This is a genomic window from Salinicoccus sp. Marseille-QA3875 (assembly GCF_054950095.1).
This window is the reverse complement of sequence record NZ_CM143103.1, coordinates 414,956-440,187: the sequence shown is the minus strand read 5'-3', so window position 1 is coordinate 440,187 and position 25,232 is coordinate 414,956. Positions and strand designations below refer to the sequence as shown.

The 25,232-nt window shown below is 43.1% G+C and carries 26 protein-coding genes; 17 read left to right on the top strand and 9 right to left on the bottom strand.

Features of this window, described 5'->3' with window-relative positions:
* The first annotated feature begins 83 nt into the window (after window positions 1–83).
* Window positions 84–857, top strand: a complete 774-nt coding sequence (locus tag ACY8DT_RS02360; protein WP_462421343.1) for a serine hydrolase — start codon at window positions 84–86, stop codon at window positions 855–857.
* 73 nt (window positions 858–930) lie between these two features.
* Here the strand turns inward: ACY8DT_RS02360 and ggt are convergent, their stop codons facing one another.
* Window positions 931–2,700 carry a gamma-glutamyltransferase gene (gene ggt / locus ACY8DT_RS02355; protein WP_462421342.1) on the bottom strand — a complete coding sequence of 590 codons (1,770 nt, stop codon included), beginning with the start codon at window positions 2,698–2,700 and terminating at the stop codon, window positions 931–933.
* A gap of 288 nt (window positions 2,701–2,988) precedes the next feature.
* Here ggt and ACY8DT_RS02350 point away from each other — a divergent pair, with 288 nt between their 5' ends.
* The 7 genes from ACY8DT_RS02350 to ACY8DT_RS02320 all read left to right on the top strand — a co-directional run bounded on the left by ACY8DT_RS02350 (window position 2,989) and on the right by ACY8DT_RS02320 (window position 9,360).
* On the top strand, window positions 2,989–3,561 hold the full coding sequence (locus tag ACY8DT_RS02350; protein ID WP_462421341.1) for a glycerol-3-phosphate responsive antiterminator: 573 nt from the start codon (window positions 2,989–2,991) through the stop codon (window positions 3,559–3,561).
* Window positions 3,562–3,737: 176 nt separating this feature from the next.
* Window positions 3,738–4,415 (top strand): HAD family hydrolase, encoded by a 678-nt coding sequence (locus ACY8DT_RS02345; RefSeq protein WP_462421340.1) that lies wholly within the window; start codon window positions 3,738–3,740, stop codon window positions 4,413–4,415.
* 3 nt (window positions 4,416–4,418) lie between these two features.
* Complete coding sequence (locus tag ACY8DT_RS02340; RefSeq protein WP_462421339.1) at window positions 4,419–5,729, top strand: ABC transporter substrate-binding protein; 1,311 nt, start codon at window positions 4,419–4,421, stop codon at window positions 5,727–5,729.
* A 62-nt stretch (window positions 5,730–5,791) separates the two neighbouring features.
* A complete protein-coding gene (locus ACY8DT_RS02335) occupies window positions 5,792–6,667 on the top strand; it encodes a carbohydrate ABC transporter permease (RefSeq protein ID WP_462421338.1) in 876 nt (291 codons plus the stop codon).
* On the top strand, window positions 6,657–7,472 hold the full coding sequence (locus tag ACY8DT_RS02330; RefSeq protein WP_462421337.1) for a carbohydrate ABC transporter permease: 816 nt from the start codon (window positions 6,657–6,659) through the stop codon (window positions 7,470–7,472). The genes ACY8DT_RS02335 and ACY8DT_RS02330 overlap by 11 nt, the downstream gene beginning before the upstream one ends.
* Window positions 7,473–7,486: 14 nt before the next feature.
* Window positions 7,487–8,560 (top strand): ABC transporter ATP-binding protein, encoded by a 1,074-nt coding sequence (locus ACY8DT_RS02325; protein WP_462421336.1) that lies wholly within the window; start codon window positions 7,487–7,489, stop codon window positions 8,558–8,560.
* A 2-nt stretch (window positions 8,561–8,562) separates the two neighbouring features.
* Entirely contained in the window at window positions 8,563–9,360 is a 798-nt protein-coding gene (locus ACY8DT_RS02320) for a sugar phosphate isomerase/epimerase family protein (RefSeq protein WP_462421335.1), read from the top strand.
* 71 nt (window positions 9,361–9,431) lie between these two features.
* Here ACY8DT_RS02320 and ACY8DT_RS02315 read toward each other — a convergent pair whose 3' ends face one another.
* From ACY8DT_RS02315 to ACY8DT_RS02305, 3 genes are read right to left on the bottom strand one after another with little or no spacing between them, the layout of a single operon-like run.
* The gene (locus ACY8DT_RS02315) at window positions 9,432–10,229 is read right to left on the bottom strand and encodes a cytochrome c oxidase assembly protein (RefSeq protein WP_462421334.1); all 798 of its coding nucleotides are present in this window, start codon (window positions 10,227–10,229) and stop codon (window positions 9,432–9,434) included.
* Window positions 10,230–10,232: 3 nt separating this feature from the next.
* The gene (locus tag ACY8DT_RS02310) at window positions 10,233–10,451 is read right to left on the bottom strand and encodes a DUF2243 domain-containing protein (RefSeq protein WP_462421333.1); all 219 of its coding nucleotides are present in this window, start codon (window positions 10,449–10,451) and stop codon (window positions 10,233–10,235) included.
* The gene (locus ACY8DT_RS02305; protein ID WP_462421332.1) at window positions 10,448–10,711 is read right to left on the bottom strand and encodes a DUF2243 domain-containing protein; all 264 of its coding nucleotides are present in this window, start codon (window positions 10,709–10,711) and stop codon (window positions 10,448–10,450) included. The genes ACY8DT_RS02310 and ACY8DT_RS02305 overlap by 4 nt, the downstream gene beginning before the upstream one ends.
* Window positions 10,712–10,920: 209 nt before the next feature.
* Between ACY8DT_RS02305 and ACY8DT_RS02300 the strand changes: the two genes are divergently transcribed.
* On the top strand, window positions 10,921–11,883 hold the full coding sequence (locus ACY8DT_RS02300; protein WP_462421331.1) for a YsnF/AvaK domain-containing protein: 963 nt from the start codon (window positions 10,921–10,923) through the stop codon (window positions 11,881–11,883).
* Between the two features lie 54 nt (window positions 11,884–11,937).
* Here ACY8DT_RS02300 and ybaK read toward each other — a convergent pair whose 3' ends face one another.
* Window positions 11,938–12,390, bottom strand: coding sequence for a Cys-tRNA(Pro) deacylase (gene ybaK / locus ACY8DT_RS02295; protein WP_462422208.1), 453 nt, complete (start codon window positions 12,388–12,390; stop codon window positions 11,938–11,940).
* Window positions 12,391–12,581: 191 nt separating this feature from the next.
* On the opposite strand from ybaK, the gene ACY8DT_RS02290 reads away from it, so the two are divergent.
* Window positions 12,582–13,241, top strand: a complete 660-nt coding sequence (locus ACY8DT_RS02290; RefSeq protein ID WP_462421330.1) for a carboxymuconolactone decarboxylase family protein — start codon at window positions 12,582–12,584, stop codon at window positions 13,239–13,241.
* A gap of 52 nt (window positions 13,242–13,293) precedes the next feature.
* Here the strand turns inward: ACY8DT_RS02290 and ACY8DT_RS02285 are convergent, their stop codons facing one another.
* Window positions 13,294–13,443 carry a hypothetical protein gene (locus ACY8DT_RS02285; RefSeq protein WP_462421329.1) on the bottom strand — a complete coding sequence of 50 codons (150 nt, stop codon included), beginning with the start codon at window positions 13,441–13,443 and terminating at the stop codon, window positions 13,294–13,296.
* Window positions 13,444–13,769: 326 nt separating this feature from the next.
* Window positions 13,770–15,071, bottom strand: a complete 1,302-nt coding sequence (locus tag ACY8DT_RS02280) for an acetamidase/formamidase family protein (RefSeq protein ID WP_462421328.1) — start codon at window positions 15,069–15,071, stop codon at window positions 13,770–13,772.
* Window positions 15,072–15,271: 200 nt separating this feature from the next.
* Between ACY8DT_RS02280 and ACY8DT_RS02275 the strand changes: the two genes are divergently transcribed.
* The gene (locus ACY8DT_RS02275; RefSeq protein WP_462421327.1) at window positions 15,272–16,441 is read left to right on the top strand and encodes a M20 metallopeptidase family protein; all 1,170 of its coding nucleotides are present in this window, start codon (window positions 15,272–15,274) and stop codon (window positions 16,439–16,441) included.
* A gap of 74 nt (window positions 16,442–16,515) precedes the next feature.
* Here the strand turns inward: ACY8DT_RS02275 and ACY8DT_RS02270 are convergent, their stop codons facing one another.
* Complete coding sequence (locus ACY8DT_RS02270; RefSeq protein ID WP_462421326.1) at window positions 16,516–17,586, bottom strand: YkvI family membrane protein; 1,071 nt, start codon at window positions 17,584–17,586, stop codon at window positions 16,516–16,518.
* A 533-nt stretch (window positions 17,587–18,119) separates the two neighbouring features.
* Between ACY8DT_RS02270 and ACY8DT_RS02265 the strand changes: the two genes are divergently transcribed.
* From ACY8DT_RS02265 to ACY8DT_RS02255, 3 genes are all read left to right on the top strand, one after another.
* Entirely contained in the window at window positions 18,120–19,484 is a 1,365-nt protein-coding gene (locus tag ACY8DT_RS02265) for a YjiH family protein (protein WP_462421325.1), read from the top strand.
* A gap of 28 nt (window positions 19,485–19,512) precedes the next feature.
* Window positions 19,513–20,484 (top strand): C-terminal binding protein, encoded by a 972-nt coding sequence (locus ACY8DT_RS02260; protein ID WP_462421324.1) that lies wholly within the window; start codon window positions 19,513–19,515, stop codon window positions 20,482–20,484.
* A gap of 172 nt (window positions 20,485–20,656) precedes the next feature.
* On the top strand, window positions 20,657–21,121 hold the full coding sequence (locus ACY8DT_RS02255; protein WP_462421323.1) for a DinB family protein: 465 nt from the start codon (window positions 20,657–20,659) through the stop codon (window positions 21,119–21,121).
* A gap of 213 nt (window positions 21,122–21,334) precedes the next feature.
* Here the strand turns inward: ACY8DT_RS02255 and ACY8DT_RS02250 are convergent, their stop codons facing one another.
* Window positions 21,335–22,333, bottom strand: a complete 999-nt coding sequence (locus ACY8DT_RS02250; protein ID WP_462421322.1) for a LacI family DNA-binding transcriptional regulator — start codon at window positions 22,331–22,333, stop codon at window positions 21,335–21,337.
* A gap of 203 nt (window positions 22,334–22,536) precedes the next feature.
* Here ACY8DT_RS02250 and ACY8DT_RS02245 point away from each other — a divergent pair, with 203 nt between their 5' ends.
* From ACY8DT_RS02245 to ACY8DT_RS02235, 3 genes are read left to right on the top strand one after another with little or no spacing between them, the layout of a single operon-like run.
* Complete coding sequence (locus ACY8DT_RS02245) at window positions 22,537–23,385, top strand: transketolase (RefSeq protein WP_462421321.1); 849 nt, start codon at window positions 22,537–22,539, stop codon at window positions 23,383–23,385.
* A gap of 1 nt (window position 23,386) precedes the next feature.
* A complete protein-coding gene (locus tag ACY8DT_RS02240; RefSeq protein ID WP_462421320.1) occupies window positions 23,387–24,379 on the top strand; it encodes a transketolase family protein in 993 nt (330 codons plus the stop codon).
* Window positions 24,380–24,429: 50 nt separating this feature from the next.
* Window positions 24,430–25,191 carry an SDR family NAD(P)-dependent oxidoreductase gene (locus ACY8DT_RS02235; protein ID WP_462421319.1) on the top strand — a complete coding sequence of 254 codons (762 nt, stop codon included), beginning with the start codon at window positions 24,430–24,432 and terminating at the stop codon, window positions 25,189–25,191.
* Window positions 25,192–25,232: the final 41 nt, after the last annotated feature.

Genomic DNA, 25,232 nt, shown 5'->3' with positions numbered 1-25,232 from the left:
ATTGAAACGAATCAGAGAAATATGTAAAGTTGATAATTTAATCTATAATAAAGACAATCTAAAAATCATTAAGGGGATGTCATATGATCAAAGAAGTGATTGAGCAGCTGGTCAGCCAGCAGTCTACAAAGAATATCTCATACGTAATCGAGCATGAAGGTGAAGTGATACAGCATCAGGAGGATAAAATCTACCGCTCGGCAAGTGTCATCAAAATACCGCTCTGTCTGGCAGCGCTGAAGAAGGCGCATGATTCGGGCAGAAATGACCTGTTGCTGGTCAAGGATAAAGTGGACGGTTCGGGAGTTCTTTATTCGCTGAATGATGTGGAAGTCCTGCCTGTAAAGGATGTCGTTGTTCTTGCGATGATCGTGTCGGACAACACCGCATCGAATATGCTGATGGATTATGTCGGTTTTGATAAACTCTCACAATCGTTCAAGGAGTGGGGCATCAATGATTCGACGCTCAAGCGGCACTTCATGGATATGTCGGGTGATACTTCGAAAATGTATAACGTCGCGACAGCCAGGGACATGATGACAGCTCTCAAACTTGTATATGTAGAAAATGAATTCATACCTGAAGAAGTGAGAATTGATATGCAGAAGCATATGAAAGACTCCCAGTTCAACGACCGGGTCGGCGGAGCGCTGAATGACGGCGGGGATGAGGATGAAATCACCGTGTCGAACAAGACAGGTACAATCAATAACCTTGAGCATGATATCGGCGTTTTCCAGTCAAAGGATAAGGCAGTCAAGTTTTCAGTGCTCTCATCTGAGTGGAACAGTAACTTGGAAGCGAGGCATTTCCTGAATGACTTGGGGAAAATTTTGCTGAAATACTTCCAATAGAAAAAATATCAGTGCAAAAAGAAGAGGTGGGCTTAAATGCCCACCTCTTCTTCACTTTCTGTAATTTATATCTTTACTGCCCAACTGGTTCCGTTTCAAACCCAAAAGCTGCACCGTTTCTGTTTTCATCGGTGGCGCCTGTGTAGGTGCCATCATCAGTGTTGTACATGATACTGTTGACGTTGCCGATTGGTGCAGGATCTTCTGTAAATCCGTGACCCATATCGTTGAGTTCTGAAATGATATCTTCAGAAATACCTTCTTCATAAGAATAGGTGTCTGGGCCGTTGGTGAATATTCTCGGTTCGTTTAAAGCATCTTCAAGTGTCAAGTCATATTCATACGTATTTAAAATGGTTTGCAGTACGGATGTGATGATCGTCTGTCCGCCTGGTGAACCGACTGTCAGGACAGGCTGGCCGTCATTGAATACGATTGTCGGCGTCATACTGCTGAGCGGTCGTTTATTCGGCTGGACTTCGTTTGCACCGCCTGGTTCTGCATCAAAGTCCGTCAGTTCGTTGTTGAGTAGAAAACCGTATTCCGGAACCATGATGCCGGAACCGAAGACCTGCTCGATCGTTGTTGTATAGGATACGACGTTGCCGTACTGGTCAATGACCGAGTAGTGTGTCGTCTGCCCGTCGACTTTGTCTCCCGGCTGCTCAACGCCACCTTCTCTTTCAAAACCTTCCTGATAAGGTGTGACATCTCCCGCTTCCGGTTCTTCGATGACCGAATCGAGACTGATCAGATTCCGTCTTTCATCGAGATAGTCCGGGTGAAGGAGTCCTTCAATCGGCACATCGACGAACTCAGGGTCGCCTGCGTATTCAGCTCTGTCAGCATAGGCAAGATGCATCGTTTCAGCGTAAAGATGATATTTCTCTACAGACTGGATGTCATACTGTGACAGATCGAAGCCGTCCAGTATACCAAGCATCTGAAGGAGGAATATTCCGCCTGAACTCGGCGGCGGCATCGTTGCGATGTCATAGTCCTTATACTGACCCCACACCGGCGCGTCCACGGTCACATCATAATTCATCATATCTTCCTTGGTCATCGAGCCTTCGAATTCCTGGACGGTTTCTGCAAGTGCATCGGCAATTTCACCATTGTAGAAATAGTCCGTACCGTTTTCACTGATCATTCTTAATGTATTAGCGAGATTTTCCTGGACTAACATATCACCTTCTGCGAGTGGTGCGCCTTCATTGAAGAAGACTTCACTGGCTGCACTTCTGTCGAGTTTCTCTGCGTTCTCTTCAATCTGGTAAGCCATGAAGTCATCGATCGGGAAACCTTCTTCAGCGAGAGAAATTGCCGGAGCAATCAGCTCGGGCATTGCGATTGTACCCCACATATCATGGCTGGTCTGCAGTCCTTTAGGTGTCCCCGGAACACCGACTGAGTTACCATGGATGACACGATCCTGGAATTCCATCGCTTCACCGTCATCTTTTAAGAACATTTCCGGGTCCGCGCCTGCCGGTGCACGCTCTCTGCTGTTAATGATTGTCGTTTCTTCTGTGTTGGCATCATACACCATCATGAAGCCGCCGCCCCCGATACCCGACATCATCGGTTCAGTGACTGTCAGTGCATACTGCATGGCAATCGCAGCATCCACTGCATTACCGCCTTCATTAAGTATATCAAGTCCGACTTCTGAAGCGAGCGGGTGGGCGGAAACGACCATCCCGTCATTTGCTGTAGCTATATTGTTCTCTGTTCCATAATCCGGTTCAAACGACGCGGCAAGCAGCCCCTGGGATAAAGTGACAACGGTCAACAATAAAACACCAAACATCATGCTGATACGGCTGAGAAAAGATTTCATAGTACATACACCCCTTATAGTAGTTAAAATTTGTACTTGAGTCTCAAATGCTGGAAGTTCTGTGTGATAGAGGATTTCTGCGTCGTCTTGAAAGTGGATATAGTCCGGGCATCTAATATCTAAATTTTAAGATATCGTTAATGTAATATTACCATAATGCAGCAGTGACATAAAGAATCATTTCGAGATTCGTAAGATAATTATATTAATCGCATTTGAACATATAATGTTAAAGGGCTTTTCATGATGATAGAATATAAATACTATTAAATTTTGAGGAGCGTGCATATGAACCACGAAAGCAAGATGATCGGTGCAGTGGCAGATTTCAAACAATTGGACAAAGCAGTGAAATATAAAGAGACGCTGGCATGTGTGTTCGTCCTTTTCGGTAACATCAGTAATATTAAAATGATAGTGGACCAGTTGAAGAAGGAAGGCATTGAAAGTTACATACATATAGACAAGATAGAGAGTTTGAAAGTAGATGATTATGCTTTTAAATTCATTAAAAATAATGTCGGTGCCGACGGTATCATCACGACAAAAACAGGGTATATAAAAAAGGCGAAAAATGTAGGGCTGAAAGTGGTCCAGAGATCTTTTGTAGTCGATAACAGAATGCTTTCCATGGTGCTTGATGGTTTGAAGAGACAGAAACCGGACTATCTTGAAATCATGCCGGCGATTACGTCTTATCTGATTCCTGAGATAAAGAAGTTCCATGATATAAATATTATAGCAGGCGGTCTTGTGGATGATGCAAAAATATTCAATGCGGCTCTGGAAGACGGTGCTTCATTCGTCTCCACATCAAATGTTGAGATATGGAAACAATATTTTAACAATGATTTATATTAAATTAACAGAAGATTTACAAACCACTGCTATAGTTGTAATTGAAAGTGAATAGGAAACGGTGCGCTAGAGAGACCGGTATTGGCTAAAACAATCAATACCGGTCTCTTTATTTTGAGGAAAGGAGAATGTTTCTAACACAGCACTGCACTTTAATATTTTACTGGAGGATTACCGCGGTGAATAATGTATTGATTTTTGATATGGACGGTACACTTTATCACACTGATAATTTTGTTGATGAATACATAGAGATGTTGACAGATGAAGTCGGAATACAACAAGAAATGAAAAATGACTATCGTTCAATAATAGAAGAGTTCTCATCTGAAGAACGCCAACATTTTCATAAGAATGATATGCCTTTGGGGGATGTCTGGCAGATTGTCAGATTTATTTCATCTGAACAGGACATTCCCGTCGATTATCAATTTGATATTTTTCTGAAAATCAGAGAGAAGATGATAGAAGGAAAAATGATAGAAGTGGACGAGAAGTTGATTCAAACAATTAAACAACTGAAAAATCCAATGGTTCTGATGACCAACTCGCCGGAGGACAGTGCGACACCTTTCATTGAATATCTGGATTTGAACAATATATTTGACCATCACATTTATGACGCCAGGAAGCCATTCGATATGGAAAGACATATCAATGAAATTAAAGCAATATATCCTGATTACAACATTTACAAAATCGGGGACAATCTGACGAATGATATCCATTCATCGAAAGCGCTCGGATTAAATACGGTCTATATCAATCACTATAATACTAACTCTTTGAACGATGTGACAGTTTTCAGTCTTGAAGAACTGAACGATTATTTATATAAAAATTTTGTGGAGGCTTAAATAATGAAGAAGATATATTTGATGATGATGCTGACGCTGATTACGATAGTACTCGCAGCATGCGGCGGCGGTGAAGGCTCAGAGGAAGAAAGCAATGACGAAGCTGAAGCTTCAGCTGAAAAAACACAGATAGAGTATTGGCATGTCAACGCCGAAACGCAGGGCGGTGAATCCGTGGATAAGCTTGTTGAAGATTTCAACGCACAGAGCGATACGGTTGAAGTTGTTGCGCGTTACAATCCGGATATGTATGCCGGCCTGATGTCAAACTTGCAGGCTGATGTGGCAGCAGGCAATACACCAGCAGTAGTACAGGTCGGATGGGCGTTTTTGGACTATTTCTCTGAAAACTTCCATTACACTGAGCCACAAGAAGTGATTGAGCAGCACCATGAAGAAGATATAAATTTCCTTGAAGACAACTTTTTACCGAACATACTTGATCTTGCTGTGAATTCAGACGGCAGCCAGGTCGGGATTCCATATTCATTGAGTACTCCTGTTCTTTATTTGAACGAAGATATGCTTGAAGAAGCGGGTCTTGATACTGCAGGACCTGAAACATGGGAAGAAGTCAGAGAATACGCAAATGTCATTAAAGAAGAAACAGATAATTACGGTATTTACATTCAAGAACCTGCAGATACATGGGGCCAGCAGGCAATTGTAGAAAGTAACGGTGCAAACTTCATAGAAGACGGACAGGCAGCATTTGCTTCTGAAGAGGGTGTCGAAGCATTCGAATATTATCAGGACTTGGTGATTGAAGATGAAACAGCTTTACACATCGGATGGGACCAGGGAATTCAGAGTTTCATCGATGGTAATGTCGGCATGCTGTTTACAACAATTGCTCAGAGAAATAACGTTCAGAGCAACTCTGAATTCAATATTTCTGCGATAGAATCTCCAAGTTGGGAAGGCGAAGAGAGACGCCTGCCAGCTGGCGGTGCAATGCTTGCAATTACTGCAGAGGAAGAAGAACAACAGGCTGCAGGATGGGAATTCATGCGTTACCTGTACAGTGTTGAAGGTATATCAGAGTGGACGAAAGGTACCGGCTATGTGCCGCCTCGTGAAGGTGTTGCAGATAACCCTGACGGACTTCAGGAATTCCTTGAAGAAAATGAAATGATGCAGCCAGCAATCAGTCAAATGGATTCAGTCGTGCCATGGGCTTCATTCCCGGGAGATGCCGGCCTTGAAGCAGAGCAGAAACTGCTCGATATGAGGGATATCATACTCGGCGGTGATGTGGATGTTGAAGAGACTGTAACGAACACTGAAGACGAGATTAATGAATTGCTCGATTAATCTTCAAGCAGAAGGCCGGGAGTTTCGGTCTTCTGTCATTCTTTTGAAAGCGAGTGTGTAAGTTGGGCAAAAAATATACTAACTACTTATTGTTGGCACCAGCATTGATTTTACTGGCGATTTTTACGATCGGCCCGTTGATATATACTATCTATTTAAGTTTTTTTGACTGGAACATGATTTCTCCGAATAAGACATTCGTAGGTTTGGATAACTATACAGAACTGTTTCAAAGTGAAACCTTCAGAAAAATCATTTTTCAAACCTTTCAGTACATCATTTTATTCGTCTTACTGAATACAGTGGTCACATATATTTTCGCTTATATCATCGCTCATCTGGTTGATAAGTGGAAACCTATTTACAAGGCTGCCATCTTTACGCCTTCGGTCATCTCACTGGTCGTCGGTTCAATGTTGTTCCTATGGATTTTAAATCCAGTTTCAGGACCAGTTGCCACAGTGCTCGGATGGGTTGGATTGTCGATACCCAACTGGACTGTGACGGAAGGGACGGTAATCGTCGTGTTGAGTCTTATCGTTGCTTGGAAGGTGTTCGGATATAACTTTATTGTTCTGTACTCCGGAATCGTCGGTATACCGAACGAGATCATTGAAGCGGCCAAGCTGGATAAAATATCAAAGTTCAGGATTTTTACCGATATCATCATACCGATGAGCTCGGCTACAGGATTCTATATACTGATCATGACAATCGTCCAGGGGCTCCAATATGTGTTCACACCGATACGGGTCGTAACACAGGGCGGGCCGAACTATTTGAGCAGCAACTTAATATATCATTCATATCAGGAAGCTTTCGACTTGTTCAATACAGGTGTATCGGCGGCAAGTTCAGTCATTACACTCGTTATATTTATCGTATTGCTCGCACTTCAGTTCCTGTTTGTAGAAAGGAATGTATACTATGAAAATTAACAAGTATATATTTCACCTGATCATCATAGTGTTCATACTTCTTACGCTGTATCCGATTCTTTTTGCGGTTTCAAACTCATTTAAACATCTGGCGGATGCATATTCATCGACAATCAGTCTTATACCGAATCCATTTACACTTGAAAACTATGTGGATCTTCAGGATACGATTCCTTTATTCCGGATTACACTGAACACATTCATCATTGCGAGTGTGATTACCACATTTAAAATGATTACATCATTTCTGGCCGCTTTTGCTTTGACCTATTTCCATTTCAAATTCAAAAAGGCTACATATTTCCTGCTGATCAGTACGATATTCATCCCGTTCACGGTAACGATGATACCGAATTATCTGATCATATCGGAGTTTGATCTGATAGACAGTGTCTGGGGTGTCATCCTGCCGCAGCTTGCAGATGCAATCGGGATATTCATGCTGACACAGGCAATGCGTAATATACCGAAGCCTTTGATTGAAGCAGCTCAGATTGACGGTATCTCGACATTCAACATCATGAAAGATCACGTCCTGCCGATCGTCAGACCCGCGATTACGTCCACAGCCATATGGTTTTTCATACTGGCATGGAACGACTATGTATGGCCGCTCTTAATGCTGAGATCGCGGGAGAGTTACACACTGCCGCTTGCGCTGCAGTTGTTCGTCAGCTCAGAAGGCGGAACGAATTTCACGGTAGCTATGGCATTATCTGTAATTACAATGGCCATACCATTGATTTTATATCTGGTTTTCCAGAGATATATCATTAACACATTCTCTTCAAGTGGTATTAAATAGGAGTGCTTATATAAATGAAAAACATTACATTGAAAAATATAGAAAAGAGTTATGGTGACACGACAGTAATCAAAGATTTGAATCTTGAAATAGAAGATGGTGAAAGAATCATTTTTCTCGGACCGTCGGGCTGCGGAAAATCAACCATTTTAAGAATGATAGCAGGGCTTGAACCGGTGACTTCAGGAGAAGTGCATCTTGGAAAGAAGGAAGTGACACACCTGCCATCAGGCGACAGGGATGTGGCGATGGTTTTCCAAAACTATGCATTATATCCGCATATGACGGTGGAGAACAACATCATCTATGCATTGAAAAGAAACGGCATCAACAAGTCGGATAGGCAGGATAGGCTGAATAAAGTTCTTGGCATGCTGGAGCTGGATCATTATAGGAAAAGAATGCCGAAAGATCTTTCAGGTGGACAACGTCAAAGGGTGGCTCTGGCAAGAGCGACGGTAAAGAAATCAAATTACTTTCTTCTGGATGAACCGTTGTCCAATCTGGATGCGAAACTGCGAGTGACGGCGCGCCGTGAACTTCTTAAATTACACAAAGAGTTCAAGCAGACTTTCGTCTATGTAACCCATGACCAGGTGGAAGCGATGGCGCTCGGAGACAGAATTGTTGTTTTGAACAAAGGTGCAATTCAGATGGTGGATACTCCGGAAAATGTCTACCATCACCCAAGAAACATCTTTGTAGCAAAATTCATCGGTTCTCCGCCTATGAATATATTGAGCGGTGTGATTAAAGGTACCAAGTTCCACTACGGTGAACAGAACATAGATATATCAGACGTTTCGACCTTCAAAAATGATTTGAATGACACTGAAGTATATCTGGGCATCCGCCCGGAAAACATGAAGCCTGCGACAGAGGACGATCATGATATTAAAGGAAAAGTGATCTTTACCGAGAATTTTGGTGCAGAAGTTGCACATACGGTAAAAATAGAGGATGAGGAAATTGTCGTCATGGCACCTGAAGTCATCGACCGTAAGGAAATCGGAATCAAGTTCGACAAAAAGCATGTGCATATTTTTGATAAGGAAACAGAACTAAACTATAAATATATGGAGAAGTGATTATGAATATTTTACTGAGTACAAATACATTCATCGATTCAGGACTTAAATCTTTGGAAGAGTTAATGACTAAGGAAGCAGGTATCAATTTCGGGCTGGAAATTTTTCCGAATTGGGAAAATGAAGCATTCAACAGAGATATCGAAACACTAAAGCCATTGATTGAAAATAGACATCTAACGGTGCACGGTCCCTATTTCAACGTCGAACACAGTGCGCCGAAAGGCACTGAAAGTTACGAGTACAGTATGGAACAGATTGATAAAACACTGGAACTTTGCCGATCACTCGGTATCAAACACCTGGTATTCCACCATAACAACAAAAAAATTGATGAGGCCAACAAGACGGAATCCATTGACCAAAGCACTAAAAATCTGCATGAATTAAATGAGGTATGTAAAAAGGCCGAAGTTGAAATTTTAATAGAAAATGCAGGTGTAAAGAGCAAGGATAATATGTTATTTGATGAAGAAGAATTCATCGCAATGGCTAAAATTGAAGAGAATAATATCCTGATTGACATCGGTCATGTCCATGCGAACGGCTGGAATATGGAGAATATAATCGTTTCTCTTAGAGACAAAATCACTCATTTCCACCTTCACAACAACGATGGTTTCCATGATGACCACAATAGACTCCACGACGGGACATTGGATTTCGAAGAATTCATCAGACTGCATCAGCAACACACGCCGCACGCTGACCTTGTACTGGAATACAATTATGATATCGGCTACGATACAGACAAGATTGTAGAAGATATAAATTATTTGAAAGAAAAATTCAACCTATAATTACTCCAATTTAATGATATAAATACTTACTTCACACTAGAAACCTGAACAGCAATTGTTCAGGTTTTTTATCATTTCAGAACAACTGCCTCCTTGTTCCGATTTTCAGCCGGTGTTCTTGATCTGTACCAGTGCAAGCAGAGGATGATGATCAGAATCAGATCGACAACATCTCCACCGTAATACATCACCATGGCGCCGGCCTGACCTTCATCGGCGGGCACCATCGCAGGCGGGCTCTGATAAATGAGTTTCGACATTGCTTTATGAAATCCGAGCGCAATGACCAGGGCGAGTGCACGGTACCAGTAGGCATACCTGTGTGAGGTCACATCCACATAAATCAGGCTGATGGTAAACAGGTAGCCTGCAAGGAAGACGTGCAGGTGGACGATGATGAACAGCAGAATACTTTCGTGCATCCATACATACAGCCCGGTTTTATATATTAGAAACAGTCCGCCGATGTTAAGTATCGAGGCGACGAACGGATTGGTGATCAATTTGGCGTAATTTGTGTTCAACAGACGGCTGACTGATTTTGCTTGTTCAGTGGATAACGCCCGGAGCAGCAATGTCATCGGTTTACTGTAAACGATAAATATGGGTGCAAGCATCCCAAGCAGCAGATGGCCAAACATATGGGCGATGAAATTCTCATGCGCCAAATCGCCGATGGGGCCGACAAACGCGCTTGCTGCGGTAACGAAGCCCAATACCCATAAGAATAAACGTCTTACCGGCCATGATTTAAATCTCTTGTTTGATACGGCCATCGCACAGATATAGACGGCGACTAAAACAGCAGTCAGTATAATTACAGTTGTTTGTATCAGCGGAAAGTATTCATGGATTGCATGATGTTCCATCATCTAGCCTCCCGCCTTCGACACAGAACTTTTTCTTGTTTTAAGCCACATGAAAATACCGACGGCAAGAAGCAGAATCGCTGAAGCAATCCATGCTATGTCGTAAGGGAGGAGCTCCACTCCATATCTGATCTGGTGGATCTGCAGTAATTTATGGCTGACGATGCCGTCAAACAGCTGGAATGAACCCAGTCCGATGAATATACCTGACCACCATCTCAAGTCAAGAGAGAGTAGCTGTACATTTTTGTCACATGCGCAAAAAGGAATATGCCTGCAACGATGGCGAACAGTGCAAACGAGTTTAATAGGCCGTCGGAGAAAATGCCGAACTGCATCGTATTGAAATCGAAGAAATGGTGCCACTGCAGCAGCTGGTGGAAAATGATTTCATCTATGAGTGCCATGATGCCGACACCGATGAATACACCGGATAACAGAATTTTATTTTGAGCAGATTTTGGTCTGTGTTCCTGAGTCATTTTAAACATCTCCTTCATAATATCTATAATATTTAATACCCTTTATCCGTAAAGTGTAAATAATAATTCAAATATTTTTGTTTATAAAAAATATGTATGGGTAAATATTTATTACATGTGAAATGCATGCATCATGAAAGAACGCCATGCGAGTTTAATCACCAGAAATAGTTGGATAAAAGATTGAAATTAAATGGAGGTTTTTAATTATGCGTAAGATTGAAACATTTGTTACAGAAGAGGAACTGTTAAGAAGAATAGAGCAATTAAAAGCGGAAGGTGTAGAAGAAAATGCGATGACTGTCGTAGCAGATAAAGATCTGGCGGGAGATGCATTAAACTATACCGAGGTTAATTTTAAAGCTGCTGAAGGCAGTGCATGGGATAAAATTGCGTCATGGTTCACTGAAGACGAGCCCGAGGACCGGGTAATGTCAGATCTGGAACTCAGTGCAGAAGAAGAAGCGGAATATAAAAGTGCATTGGACAGAGGAGAATTTCTGCTTTACATCAACAACAGAACGGCAGATGCTGACACTTATGCCGGCAATGACGGCTCCGTGGAAAAAGATGGTCCCGGTGCTGGTGCAGTTCAGGGCGAACGTGACCAGTTTGTACCTGACTCAGACCGTGAAAATGCTCTGGGTGAACGTGAAGGTGCTTACGGTATCGATGAAAAGGTCACCGATGATAACTATGGTCTGACAGAAGATGAATGGAACGACTTATCAGAAGAAGAAAGAATTCAGCTCCGAGAAGAGCGTCTGAAAGTCGATAAAGAAAATGTCAGAACCGGTGAAGTGAATGTTGATAAACATGTAGAAACCGATCATCAGGAATTCGATGTCCCGGTCGAACGTGAGGAAGTCACGATTGAAAAAAGACCGGTTGAAGGCGAACGGAAAGCCGGCGGCTTGGATGACGATCTGACAGATGACGACTCCATCCACATCCCTGTTTCAGAAGAACGGGTCAATGTCGATAAAGAAAGTGTTGTCGACGAAGAGGTTGTCGTCAGAAAAGATAAAGTTCAGGATACTGAACATGTATCGGAGGATGTCCGCCGTGAAGAAGTGGATATTGATGAAACGGATAACGGCAGACGTGAAGAGAGAAATAGAAAATCAGGTCGGGATCCGGATTATCCGGGCCAGGACAGAGACAGAATATAATTCTGTAATAAAAAAAGCGGGACACAAATATTTGTGTTCCGCTTTTTTTGAATGTTATAAAATCATATCGGCATATGTCCCCTCAGTGATTTGAATCAGTTCATCCGGCGAGAGTTCCATCTGCATGCCTCTTTTACCGGCGGACACGACGATGGTATCGAGCGACTCGGCGCCCGCCTCAATATAAGTCGGGAACTGTCGCTTCATCCCGACAGGGGAGCAGCCGCCCCGGATGTAGCCTGTCGTTTTTTCCAGGTCGCGGATCTTCAGCATATCGACTTTTTTATTGCCGCTCACTGCAGCAAGTTTCTTCAGATCCAGCTTGGATTCCGCGGGGATGCAGGCAACGATTTCACCTGTCTGATTCCCTGTCGCAACCATTGTTTTATATATTTTCTCTAAAGGCACAGATACCTGTTCAGCAGTATTCCCCGCATCCAGGTGATCTTCATTCCATGCGTACTCGTGTATTGTATAATCTATTTTCCCTTTTTCAAGCTGACGCATTGCGTTCGTTTTCTGGATTTTCTTTTTCTTCAAAGTCAAACCCTCCTGAATGTTGTTGTTTCAATTATATCAGGCTTCATGCGAATATAAGTAAAATAAAACCAGCCATAAAGTTTGAGTCGTACCGCCTTTTTGTATATCATACCAACAAAGGATGATTTTATATTCTGAAAATTCAAGGAGGCATAAATATGTCAGAAGAGAGTTTATATCAAAAATCCAATATTAACAGGTTATCAGAGTTTGCCGAACTCGCACCTGATGCTTTTAAGAGCTTTGCGGCATTCGATAAGGCAGCGGTTGCTGACGGCGTGATTCCTAAGAAGACGAAAGAACTGATTGCAGTGGCAGTGGCCCACGTTACAGGATGCCCATACTGCATCGATATACATGTCAATGCAGCGAAGAAACTGGGCGTTTCAAAAGTGGAAATTGCCGAATCCATCATGGTGGCAACAGGTTTGAAAGCAGGTTCAGCGATGGCACACGGTGTCAATGCGCTGCAGGCCTATGACGGCAACAACAACGGTGACCTGTATGAAAAATCCAACATTGACAGACTGGGCGAATTTGCCAAGCTCGCACCAGACGCTTTCAAGGCATTCGTCAAACTTGATAAAGAAGCAGTGAAAGAAGGCGCAGTCTCTAAGAAGGATAAAGAACTCATCGCCGTTGCGGTGGCACATGTCACCGGCTGTCCATACTGCATTGAAATCCACACGAACAATGCCAAGAAGCTGGATGTGACGAAAGAAGAAATGTCAGAATCGATTTTAGTCGCTGCCGCCTTGAAAGCAGGCTCTGCAATGGCGCACGGCGTCAACGCACTGAACGCCTATGATGAAAAATAAATTATAAAGTGGACCGGACAGAGTGCGCCTCGATGCCATTCTGTCCGGTTTTTCACTTTTTTTGAACAGAATCATGCTCAGTAGTTTGTCTGTCTTCTTTTCCCGACCCTTTTCGCAAGCTTTGTGTGATTTCGGCATCCTGTTTCGCACGACCCACCCCGACTCCGGCAATATCGTGCGATTTCGACATTACTTTTCGCACGACCCACTCCGCCTCCGGCAGCATCGTGCGATTTCGACATTACTTTTCGCACGACCCACCCCGAACCTGGCAGCATCGTGCGATTTCGGCATCCATCCTAAAATCATAGTTCTGTCCGTTTTTCGGATCAGATTCTTTCTAGGTTCTTCGTTGGTTTGTTCGTAAGTTTTGAGAGATTTCAGTCATAGCTTACGGTTTTTCTACACCAAGATTCGTAAGCTTCAAGAGAGTCCAGTAAATCGTCTGCTTTCCAACTCAAATAACGGACAGTTCTCGGAAAATAAAAAACTATCCACTTCTAAAAAGCAGATAGTCCTAAATACTGCCTATGAATAATGATTCCGTGTCAACTGATCCAGCCTGATTCTCCGTAGCATGTCACTCGGCACGAGGAATGTGACGGTAACGACACCCGGGTTTCTTCCAATATCAATCGAACCGGTGATGGTCGCTCTGTTCATCACTTCAGGCACTTCGATGCCGAGCAGTTTGGCGGCGCGTTCCAATCCATTCTGAGTCGCATCATTCAATGTGGCGCCTGTGCCGACAAATGATAATGGATAGGATTCTTCAATCTTTTCAACACCCCATTGTTCTGCAAGTTTCTGGGCTTTCTCCATTTCTTCTGTGGAGTAGGGTTTGGCAACAACCGGCAGATCCTCTTCAACAGGCAGTAAAATCGGTCCGTCGACTTCAAGGTCTTTCAACACTCTGACACTCAAGTCAACAATGCCTGCAACGTCCGTCGTATGTCCGGCGATTTCACCGTTACCCTGCATCGCATGCATATCTCCAAGATATACACCGCCGCCTTCGACTTTGACCGGGCATATTAAAATGGCACCTTCCCGTACTCTGTTGATGTCCATATGACCGTCGGTCCGGTCTTCAAGTTCTTCCACAGTTTTCACATAGTCATGCGGCGCATCGAGCAAGAACTGTCCGAAGTCCCCGGCGTTATGTGAATCCGGGAAAGCACTTGCCGGCACTGTGCCGAGCTGACCTAAAAATGGAATGACTCTCGCGATGGCACCGACAATATCATGCGGGGCGAAAGTGACGACCGGGTTTTGAATGGAATTTTCCGGTGTGCACATATAGTCCTTCGCCTTATGCGCGATTCTTTCAGCCGCTTCCCTGTTCAGCGTAACACCCAAGCTTCTGTCTTCATTGAACGCCATCGTATAAGCATTGGTAAAAGTGAACGGTGTAACATCCTCATCACACTCTGCACATCTGACTGCACCCTGGCCGATGCCTTTAACGACGGTTTTCGGGTTCTTCGCACCGCAGTTCGGGCAGATGCCTGCAACGAACGGATCGCCCGTAAATCTGCCTTCCATCGGCTGGTCATGCCCCGAAGCAGTAGCAACAGAAGTCACCCTGATTGAATTGATCTTGATGGCGATCGCATCTCCGACCTCCGCACCTTCAACAAATACCGGCTGCGTGACTTCATGACCACCTTTTAATTCAGGCGTAATCATCGGTCCCCAGCACCCAGGCGCAGTATTTGCGATGATATTCCCTTTGTCCTTCACGTGATACGACATTTCAACATTTGGATCCAGCGTACCGTCTGTGAAACGATTGACATAGACAGTCTGTTTGAAATTTTGGTTAGCCATTTCATCATCTCCTCTTGACTTTATTATATTATAAAAACGTTCTCAAAACATCAAAGTCGACTGTGGAAATAAAAACCGGCCCCACATTGAATGAAATATGCTCAGAAGGTTTAACGCTGTTTGAAACGGATAAAGAGTTATATGTAGATAGCATTCAATTATGTATGATAAATCTTCGAATGCTGAAAGGAAGTTTTAAAATGGCTGTAAAAGAAGAAGTGATTGATAACCATCTGGAACATATCATCAACTTCAGAAGAAGACTGCATAAAGAACCGGAACTGAGTTTCAAGGAATATGAGACGACGAAACTGGTCCAGAACGGCCTGGAAGATACGAAGATCAAGTTTTATGAACTGAGTGAAAAAACGGGTGCCATAGGCATACTTGAAAAGGACCCGAAATATGAATATATCGGTGTAAGAGCGGATATGGATGCACTGCCGCTCACAGAAAGGACCGGTCTTGATTATAAATCGAAAAATGACGGGGTCATGCATGCGTGCGGCCATGATATCCATACGAGTATAATGTATGGTTTTGCGAAAGTGATCAATGATATGTATGACGATCTCCAGTACAATATCGTCTTCATATTCCAGCCGGCCGAGGAAACGCTGGAAGGCGCAAAATATATGAAGGAGGAGCTTGAACGCCTGGAAGTGCCGGTGGATAAAATTGTCATGTACCATACATGGCCGAGCATGAACGAGGGACTGATCGGCTACAGAAAAGAGCAGTTCTGTGCCGGATCGACCGGATTCAATGCCAAAGTGACGGCGAAGGGCGGACATGCCGCACACCCTGATACGACGGCAGACCCGATCTACCTTGCATCGAATATCATCCAGTTCATTCAGGGTATCGTATCCAGGTTCAACAATCCCGCAACGCCTGTAGTGATTACCGTGGGACAGATTCATGCAGGCGATGCGAACAACGTCATACCGGATGAATGTTCATTCGGCGGTACCATCAGAAGCTTTTCGGAAGATTCGATTGAGCTTGCCCAAAAGATGATTGAAAACTACATCGGCGGACTGACCGGCATATCAGGCGGGGATTGTGAACTTGAATACACCAACTACTGCCCGCCGGTCATCAACAATCCCGAACTTGTAGATGAGTTCGTCAATGCAGGTGATGATCATGATTCGAAATTCCATGAACTGAAAGAGCCGTCCATGGGATCGGAAGACTTCGCATTTTATATGCAGGACTACGTCGGAGCGGCATTCCGTATCGGAACCCGTATGGAAGACGTGGAAGAGAGCGGCTATTCACTGCACAGTCCGGAAATCATATTTTCAGAAAAGAGTATTAAGACAGCGATAGAAGCCCTGGTCAACTTTGCGACCAAGGCGAGGTAAAATGAAGCTATTATAGTCATAAAAACCCCGGATTTCTGCTGACTGGAGCAGAAATCCGGGGTTTTAAGTTTTATTTAATGCTGGTGCGGCACATTATTTGCCTGTCCTTTAGTTCTGAACACATTGATGAGCAGCCCCGCAAGGAGGACGAAGCCTACATACCCCTGCAGGGGATACACTGTGTTTACAAGCTGTGTAAATCCGACGAAGCTGAGTGAGAAAGCAGCAAGGCTCAAAATGACCGCCCCGATTTTAAAGTTGCGGGTATCCGCCTGAATGAAGCGGGCACCGACAGTGTACAGGCAGGGCACCGCAGTACTTAAAATCATACCGAACAGGGCGAGTCCCATCAGTGTGCCGAGTATCGGATGGAATTGATCTGCAAGGAGCAGCATCGGCATTTCAGCATACTGCAGAACATCGATATTTGCATAGACTGCCAGATTGATGATCAAGGCAATCAGTCCAAGGACGACGCCGCCGAGAATGGCACCGCGTTTTGCGGCTTTCTTATCTTTTTCGTTTGCGCCGATCATCATCATGATTCCAAAGGCGATGACGATATTAAAAGATACGTGGAGCAGGGCACTCAAAAACCAGTTTGGTGAAGCGGACAACTGGTTTTTTGCGACGCTTTCAAGTGTACTGATATCAGTACTGCTGATAAATAAAGAATATATAGCAATGATAATGATCAGTAAAAATGCGAACGGTGTAATCCAGCTGATGACTGTAACGATTCTGTTCAGTCCAAGCGTCATTACCAGCATGACCAGTACAGTCAACACAATGTTTCCGACGATTGCAGGCCATCCGAACTGCTGGGCAACGAGCGACCCCGCGCCTGCAACCATGACCACAGCGACACCAAATAGAAAGAATACTATGAGCATGTCAATAATCGGACCGACATATCTGCCGGTAATATGATAAAGCGCTCTTCTGTGGGAATTGGCTTTTAATTTATCCCCGAGCACTATCAGATAATATCCCAGCAGGGGGTAGAGAATCATAGTGATGATTGCTCCCAATGTTCCTATCCAGCCGGAACTTGTAAAAAACTGAAGCACTTCCTGTCCTGAAGCATAACCGGCTCCAATGATCGCGCCAATATAGACGCCGGCGACTCTTAAGGTGTCTTTCATCTTAACACTCTCCATTTGAATGATTGATTTTTAAAAGGTTGATAAATTATTTTCAAGTTAGCCCCTGGGACCGCTTACAATAAAGTGCTCCCGTCAGTGGTGAGTCATCTGAAAATAATTCTGGTAAGTATTAATTCAAATCCCTCTTAAAGTTTTTAAATGATTTAGATTTTTTACATACAAACCATAGTAACGTAATTATAAAAACAATACAAGGCGGCGGGGACAGCAGAAAAGCGGCTGAGCCAACAATGCTTTTATGCCGGTTTCATCAACAGTATGCATTGTGAATGTTTATAATGGCAATGAAATAATTTGCAATGAAAAGAATCTGTACTATATATAGGGTTTCACTTTACAAGCACTGTATATAATTATAAGATTATTCATAATAATTAAGTACTGTATAAACTTCTTTAATAATATTTTATATACTACTTAAGTAATCCAAAGGGGGATTTTCTCAAGCTTAATAATTTAAACAGGATGGAAACAATCATCTGATTCACAATTAGAATAAGGGGATGGGTGTTATGAGTGACTTTGAAAAGAGTTCTGAAAGTAAAGAGATTACAACAAAAAGTTTAATGAAATTCCTGATACCATCATTATTCGGGATCATAATTTTCCTGGTGCCGATTACAGATGCAGACGGCAACTTCAATATTCTGCTCGGTGTCATCACTGAGTATTTCATCGCTTTATTTGAAGGTTTTCTGCCGGAAGTAATTACCGGAGTGATTGTCCTTTCGACCGTCTTATCCGTCATTACATATTTGTTCAAACCGAAATTCATCACATCCAACGAGATGCTGAATTCATTGTTCAATACCAGCCTGCTGTGGACCACGATCAGGGTCATCGGGATGGTTGGAATTATCATGACCTACTTCCAGGTGGGACTTGAAGTTGTGTATTCCGATGTAACAGGCGGCACAATGCTGGGTCTGTTGACTACATTAATCATGTGGTTCCTGGTTGCATCATTCCTGATGCCTTATTTAATAAACTTCGGCATCATGGAATTTACCGGAACATTGCTGAGAAAGGTCATCAAACCTTTATTTACATTACCGGGTCGATCTGCGATTGACTTATTGGCTTCATGGATTGGTAACGTGAACGTCGGTGTTGTACTGACACGCGAACAGTATAATCAGGGATTTTATACCGGCAGGGAAGCAGTGGCCATCGCAACAAACTTCTCTACAGTATCCCTGCCGTTCTGTCTTGTCATTGCACGTATGCTGGAAGTCGACCATGTTTTTCCGCTGCTGTATCTGACGATAGTGATCGCTGGTATCATCTGTGCCATAATCATTCCGAGAATTCCGCCGATATCCAGAATACCGGATACTTTTGCGGTTGAAAATCATTACGAGGAAACTGTGCCGAAAGATAAAAATGTATTCAAATGGGCTTTGGAGCAGGCTGTAACAGCTGCTGAAAAGTCAGGTTCATTCAAGAAGCAGATAAAACAGGGTGTTGAAGTGTTTGTCGATATTTCATTCGTGCTGATTCCACAGGTAATGGCAATCGGTACAATCGCTCTTATCATTGCAGAATTTACACCGGTATTCACCATCATTTCACAGCCGATGGTCTTAGTACTCGAGCTTCTTCGCATACCTGAAGCGGAAGCAGCAGCACCTGCAACAATTACAGGATTTATCGACATGTTCATTCCTGCAGTGCTTGCCACTGGTATAGAATCAGAGATGACACGTTTCTTTATCGCAGCATTATCACTTGTTCAGATCATTTATCTGACGGAAATGGCAACATTGATCATCATTTCAAAAATGCCTGCGAATTTCTGGAGACTGTTGATCATCTTCATTGAAAGAACGATCATTTCCATTCCGATCATCGCAATCATTGCACACATCATCTACTAAAAGATGAAACTATCGAGGAGGCTGTCCATTGATTAAAGTTGTTCGCACTTATGATTTTCCAGGAGCACTTGAAATTGAAAAAGAAGTGTTCAAAAATCAGATCGAAATTATAGAGGCGCCGTCCGTTACCGAAGATGATCTGATAAGAAACTGCAGGGATGCAGATGCAGTCATCTGTGAATATGAGCCTTTTACAAAAAGGGTGATCGATGCACTGCCGAATTTGAAACTCATTGCATTCGGCACGATCGGCTTCAATGATGCAGATGTGGAATATGCGAAATCCAAAGGTATCGCAGTCTCTCATATATCAAAATACTGCATCACTGAGGTGGCGGATTATACTGTCGGCATGATACTGATGCTGAATCGTGGCATCAACTCATTCCACGACCAGCTCAGAAAGGATAAGCAGTGGGATTTTGATGCCGTTATGAATATGAGAAGGCTTGGGACACAGACAGTCGGACTGATTGGTTTCGGCAACATCCCGAAACTGATTGCAGAAAGATTGAAACCTTTCGGGGTGAAAATTATCGCTTATGATCCATTTATTGATAAAGATGAAGCGAGAGAAAAGTATGATACAGACTTAGTCTCCTTTGATGAAGTGCTGGCAGAAGCGGATATTTTAAGCATTCATCTGCCTGTGAATGAAGAGACTGAGCAGATTATCAATGATGAGAGCATTTCCAAAATGAAAGAGGGGGTGACGGTGATCAATTCCGCAAGAGGCCAGCTGATCGATGAGACTGCGGTTGTGAGCGCCATCGAATCGGAGAAAATCGGTTACTATGCAGCAGATGTACTGGTGGATGAACATCCGGATTTGACTACACACCCGTTCATGGAATATGAAAATATCATTTTGACACCACATATCGCATTCTATTCCGAAGAGTCAGTCAGAGAAGCTTCGTTGGAAAGCGCAACGAACGTTAAAAACTTTTTTGACGGGAATTATAAAGAAGCCCAGATAGTGAACGGGGTCAATGTATAGACGGATTTTATTAATAAACTCCGGATTTTGAGTGATAGGACTCAAAATCTGGAGTATTATTATGGTGTAATTCTTTATCCAGTCAGTTGGAGGAATGTTTAGGGGCATTCATACAGGGAAGACTATATAGTGGATATCATATGATGAATCATTGGAAAGGAAGGTTAAAGAGATGAATGAAGAACAGATTTTCAAGCAGGTCGATATGGTCAGACAAAGTACGTTGAAGGAGATGGAAGGACTATCTGAAGAACAGGCTGATCAGATTCCTGAAGGTTTCCGCAACAACATCCGTTGGAATCTGGCACACATCTATGTGACTCAAAATATTTTACTTTCCGATTACGGTGGGAAAAATATCGAAACCCTGTCCAGAGATCTGAAAATGTTTGCGCCGGGGACAAAGCCTGCAGACTGGGAAGAAGAAGCGCCGACCCTTGAAGAAATTAAAAAGCAGCTTGAAGACCAGCCGGCTAAATTGAAAGAGGCATTGTCCGGACAGATGGATGATGAAGCCAAAGAAGCATTCATGTCCCTGTCGACAGTCGGTGAAATTTTGAATTTCACTTTGTATCACGAAGGTGCACACGTTGGTATAGTTAAAGCCATTAAAAAGATACAAAACGGCTCTGAATGATAAATGAATTTTTGGTTAAATTTTGAGCGAAAATCCCGGCTGATGAGCCGGGATTATTTATTTTGTATTTCTAAACGATTGAACACTATAACAAAGGATATGCTTAACAAAAATTGAAACGCCGTGTATGAAATTTTTCGTAGTGTGAGGGGCAAGAGGATGTTCATTCTCTCCCCCCGCCTATTTAAGAAGACTTATATACGCACAGCTTCTTCATTCACACCCACATGACTGCCTGATCACCATCGAAGCCGGAATTTCAAAATTATCTACATTTTTCTCTCCGTCTATCTTCCTTGCCAAAGATTCGAAAGCTTTCATACCGATTTCCTGCGGCGGTAAGATCATATTTGTAACCGGCGGATCGATGATGGCTGAAGCGGGTGAGTCGCCAAATCCTATTAATGCGATATCTTCCGGGATGCTCAACCCCATTTCTTTCAGTTTGGAAATGCCGCCGATTGTCATGAAATCGTTCAGGAAGAAGAAAGCGGTGATATCTTTTTCTCTTTCTAACAGGTTTGCTACGGCTTTTCTACCGCCATCGACAGTTCCGTAACCAATTTCCAAATGATTTTCATCATAGGGTAAGTTGTTTTGTTCGAGAGCCTCCCGGTAGCCTTTGATCCTTCCTTCTGTCGTCGACACATCAGGAACCGAGTAGATGACGCCTATGCTCTCATGACCATGCTCTATGAGATGGTCCGTTGCATCATACCCGATACAATAGTTGTCCCCTGTGACCCTTGGAGCATTTTTGACAATTTCATTATAACGGTTGACGAGTACGATGGGCATCGATTTTGTGAACTTATTCAGATAATCAATGTTGTTTGAAGTGGGGGAAAGAATGATGCCGTCAACCATTTTGGAATAGAGCATATTTATCGTTTTCTCTTCGTATACTTCATCCTCATTAGTATTGACAAGAAGCAGACTGTATCCCATTTCCCTCGCTTTTTTCTCCACTCCAAAGATCATCTCGTTAACGAAGGAGTCCGTTGAACTGGAAACGAGTAATGCTGCTGTTTTTGTGGATCGTCTTCTCAGGTTTTTAGCCGTCGAGTTCGGGACATAATTATATTTTTCAATTATTTTCAGTATATTATTCTTTTTATCCTCGGTTATATTTTTCGTGCCATTAATCACATGAGACACCGTCGCCACAGATACTCCGGCTTCTTTTGCAATATCTTTCATCGTCAGCTTCATGCTATTTCTCCTTTATAAAAGAGTATTTAAACAACTTCCATTTAATACTATATTATGCGACTTACACATTATAATCAATCAGCATAGAAACAATTGCAAATACGAAATTTTTAAAATATTCTCTTTTTACTATTGACAAGTAAAACGTTTACATAGTATTATGCATACATCAGGTTAAACGATTAACCATTAGGAGGATTAACATGACTGACACAAAATTAAGTACAGAAGAAAAAGTTGAACTCATTAAAGAAAAAGCTAAATTGTCACGTTTAGAAACGATAAGATTAATCTCAAAAGCAAAAAGTGGACACTACGGATCCTCATTTTCCAGTTCTGAAATTTTTGCGACACTGTATTACCATGTAATGAATTATGACCCTGAAAATCACAGGTGGAAGAGCCGGGACCGTTTCGTAATGGGTAAAGGTCATTCTGCAGTCGGTGTATATCCAATACTGGCTGATGTCGGGTTTTTCCCTAAAGAAGAATTAAACACATATACTGATTTAGGCAGTGCATTCGGTGATCATCCTGATATGAATAAGATTAAAGGCATTGATTTTGGTTCAGGTTCCATCGGTCATGGATTATCAGTGGGTGTGGGAATGTCACTCGGTGCACGTCTCGATAATGAAGATTACAGATCATTCATACTGATGGGTGACGGTGAGATGCACGAAGGCCAGGTATGGGAAGCGGCGATGAGTGCTGCGAGTTTCAAGCTCGGCAATCTTGTAGGTATTGTTGATAATAATAAAGTGACCGTTGACGGGCATACGCACGAAATGATGAATATAGACCCATTAAAAGAAAAATGGCAAAGTTTCGGATGGAACGTAGTGGAAGTGGACGGACACGACATAGAAGCGCTTATAGAGACATTCGATAATCTGCCATCGGCTGATTCTGATGTTCCAACTGTCATCATCTGTGACACTGTGGCAGGTAAAGGTGTTTCATTCATGGAACACGGCTACGAGTGGCATGTAGCAAACCTTGGTGAAGATGATATTAAACGTGCAGTAGAAGAAATTGAAGGGGGACAATAGTATGACTACACAAAATACATTCCATAAAGATACATGGGAATTATATAAAGGTCTTGAAATGGCAAAGCAATTGACGTCCGGAAAAACTTTGGCGGCGCTTGCAGATGAACATCCTGAAGTTGTTGCGATGAGTGCAGACCTCAGCAAACCGACAGGATTATGGCCATTTGCAAAAGAATATCCGGAGAGATTTTTCAACTTCGGCCTAGCTGAGAAAAACATGGTGACAGCTGCTGCGGGTCTGGCTTCGACAGGAAAAATCCCGTTTGTCTCAACTTATGCTTCTTTTCTTGGAGTATTGGCGGCTGAAAATATCAGAACTGCTGTTGCCTATCCAAATCTGAATGTAAGACTGATCGGCACGCACACCGGTATTGCGATGGGCTTTTACGGTACGTCCCACCACGCAACCGAAGATATTTCCATCACGAGAGCAATGGCCAATATGACTGTCATTTCACCAGCTGACGGTGTCGCTTTATCTGAGATGATTGAAGAATCCGTAAAAACATATGACGGACCGATTTACTTCAGAGTCAGCCGCGGCAGGGAAGAACCGGTTTATAAAGAAGGAGCGAATGTCCAGAACAAGATTGGTAAAGCGAATATTCTGAGAGACGGTTCGGACTTGACGATTATTGCCTGCGGAATCGAAGTGCTCCAGGCATTGAGGGCGGCAGAGGAGTTAAGCGAACAGGGAATTGAAACACGCGTCATCGATATGCATACAATCAAGCCCATGGATACAGAAGCTGTCATCAATGCGGCTGAAGACACTGGTGCGGTACTTACAGTTGAAGAGCACAATATCCAGGGCGGTCTCGGCAGTGCAGTAGCTGAAGTTCTGATGGAGTCGGATGTTTCATGTAAATTCAAACGTCATGGTTTTTATGATGAAAACTCCTTGATAGGCAAGCCTTACCACCTATACAAGCATTATAAATTGGATGCAGAGGGCATCGCTTCTGTAGCCAAAGAATTTTTAAATAAGTAACAGGTGATAAAAAAGAGAGATGTATCTTAATTTAACGGGGAGTTGTAAAGATGGATTTTAAAGGAAAAGTGGCTTTAATTACCGGAGCCGGTTCTGAGACGGGGATTGGCAAAGCGACGGCTGCAACATTAAGCGAACGTGGTGCCACTGTCATCCTCGCTGATATAAACGGCGACGGGGCAGAACAGGTTGCAGAAAGTTTAAGAAATGACGGCGGAGACGCTTTTGGTTATACAATAGATGTAACAGATCAGAAACAGGTGAACGAGACAGTTCAGAAATTAGTTGAAAAGCACGGGAAAATAGATATTCTTGTAAATAATGCCGGCATTTCTAGACCGACGCGTGTGCTGGAAATTCCTGAAGATGAATGGGACCTTGTATTCAACATCAATATGAAGGGTTTATTCTTTGTCACGCAGGCTGTATTGAAATCCATGAAAGAAGAAGGATACGGAAGAGTCATAAACTTAAGTTCCGTATCAGGCAAGCGTGGCGGCGGAATCTTCGGCGGCTCGCATTATTCTGCAGCGAAAGCAGGTGTCACAGGATTTACTAAAGCCATTGCAAGAGAGATGTCGGAATTCAATATCACCTGTAACACGGTGGCACCGGGACTTGTCGGCGGCACTAACATTACCGGCGGTTTATTGACAGAAGAAGCTGAAAAGACGATCATCGAAGGCATTCCTTTGAAACGCGTGGGCACTGTAGATGACATTGCATACTCGATCGCTTTCCTCGCTTCTGAAGGAGCAGGTTATATTACAGGAGAAGAACTGGATATCAACGGCGGCTCACATATCGATTAGTAGAATTTCTAAGCGGAGGGTCTATATGACCTTCCACTTTT

Coding starts and splice junctions, on each gene's coding strand:
- ACY8DT_RS02255 (WP_462421323.1), top strand. CDS start 20,657: ATGAATGAAGAACAGATTTTCAAGCAGGTCGATATGGTCAGACAAAGT.
- ACY8DT_RS02235 (WP_462421319.1), top strand. CDS start 24,430: ATGGATTTTAAAGGAAAAGTGGCTTTAATTACCGGAGCCGGTTCTGAG.
- ACY8DT_RS02240 (WP_462421320.1), top strand. CDS start 23,387: ATGACTACACAAAATACATTCCATAAAGATACATGGGAATTATATAAA.
- ACY8DT_RS02290 (WP_462421330.1), top strand. CDS start 12,582: ATGTCAGAAGAGAGTTTATATCAAAAATCCAATATTAACAGGTTATCA.
- ybaK (WP_462422208.1), bottom strand. CDS start 12,390: ATGCGTCAGCTTGAAAAAGGGAAAATAGATTATACAATACACGAGTAC.
- ACY8DT_RS02305 (WP_462421332.1), bottom strand. CDS start 10,711: ATGACTCAGGAACACAGACCAAAATCTGCTCAAAATAAAATTCTGTTA.
- ACY8DT_RS02280 (WP_462421328.1), bottom strand. CDS start 15,071: ATGGCTAACCAAAATTTCAAACAGACTGTCTATGTCAATCGTTTCACA.
- ACY8DT_RS02315 (WP_462421334.1), bottom strand. CDS start 10,229: ATGGAACATCATGCAATCCATGAATACTTTCCGCTGATACAAACAACT.
- ACY8DT_RS02360 (WP_462421343.1), top strand. CDS start 84: ATGATCAAAGAAGTGATTGAGCAGCTGGTCAGCCAGCAGTCTACAAAG.
- ACY8DT_RS02245 (WP_462421321.1), top strand. CDS start 22,537: ATGACTGACACAAAATTAAGTACAGAAGAAAAAGTTGAACTCATTAAA.
- ACY8DT_RS02265 (WP_462421325.1), top strand. CDS start 18,120: ATGAGTGACTTTGAAAAGAGTTCTGAAAGTAAAGAGATTACAACAAAA.
- ggt (WP_462421342.1), bottom strand. CDS start 2,700: ATGAAATCTTTTCTCAGCCGTATCAGCATGATGTTTGGTGTTTTATTG.
- ACY8DT_RS02270 (WP_462421326.1), bottom strand. CDS start 17,586: ATGAAAGACACCTTAAGAGTCGCCGGCGTCTATATTGGCGCGATCATT.
- ACY8DT_RS02300 (WP_462421331.1), top strand. CDS start 10,921: ATGCGTAAGATTGAAACATTTGTTACAGAAGAGGAACTGTTAAGAAGA.
- ACY8DT_RS02275 (WP_462421327.1), top strand. CDS start 15,272: ATGGCTGTAAAAGAAGAAGTGATTGATAACCATCTGGAACATATCATC.
- ACY8DT_RS02330 (WP_462421337.1), top strand. CDS start 6,657: ATGAAAATTAACAAGTATATATTTCACCTGATCATCATAGTGTTCATA.
- ACY8DT_RS02320 (WP_462421335.1), top strand. CDS start 8,563: ATGAATATTTTACTGAGTACAAATACATTCATCGATTCAGGACTTAAA.
- ACY8DT_RS02325 (WP_462421336.1), top strand. CDS start 7,487: ATGAAAAACATTACATTGAAAAATATAGAAAAGAGTTATGGTGACACG.
- ACY8DT_RS02350 (WP_462421341.1), top strand. CDS start 2,989: ATGAACCACGAAAGCAAGATGATCGGTGCAGTGGCAGATTTCAAACAA.
- ACY8DT_RS02250 (WP_462421322.1), bottom strand. CDS start 22,333: ATGAAGCTGACGATGAAAGATATTGCAAAAGAAGCCGGAGTATCTGTG.
- ACY8DT_RS02340 (WP_462421339.1), top strand. CDS start 4,419: ATGAAGAAGATATATTTGATGATGATGCTGACGCTGATTACGATAGTA.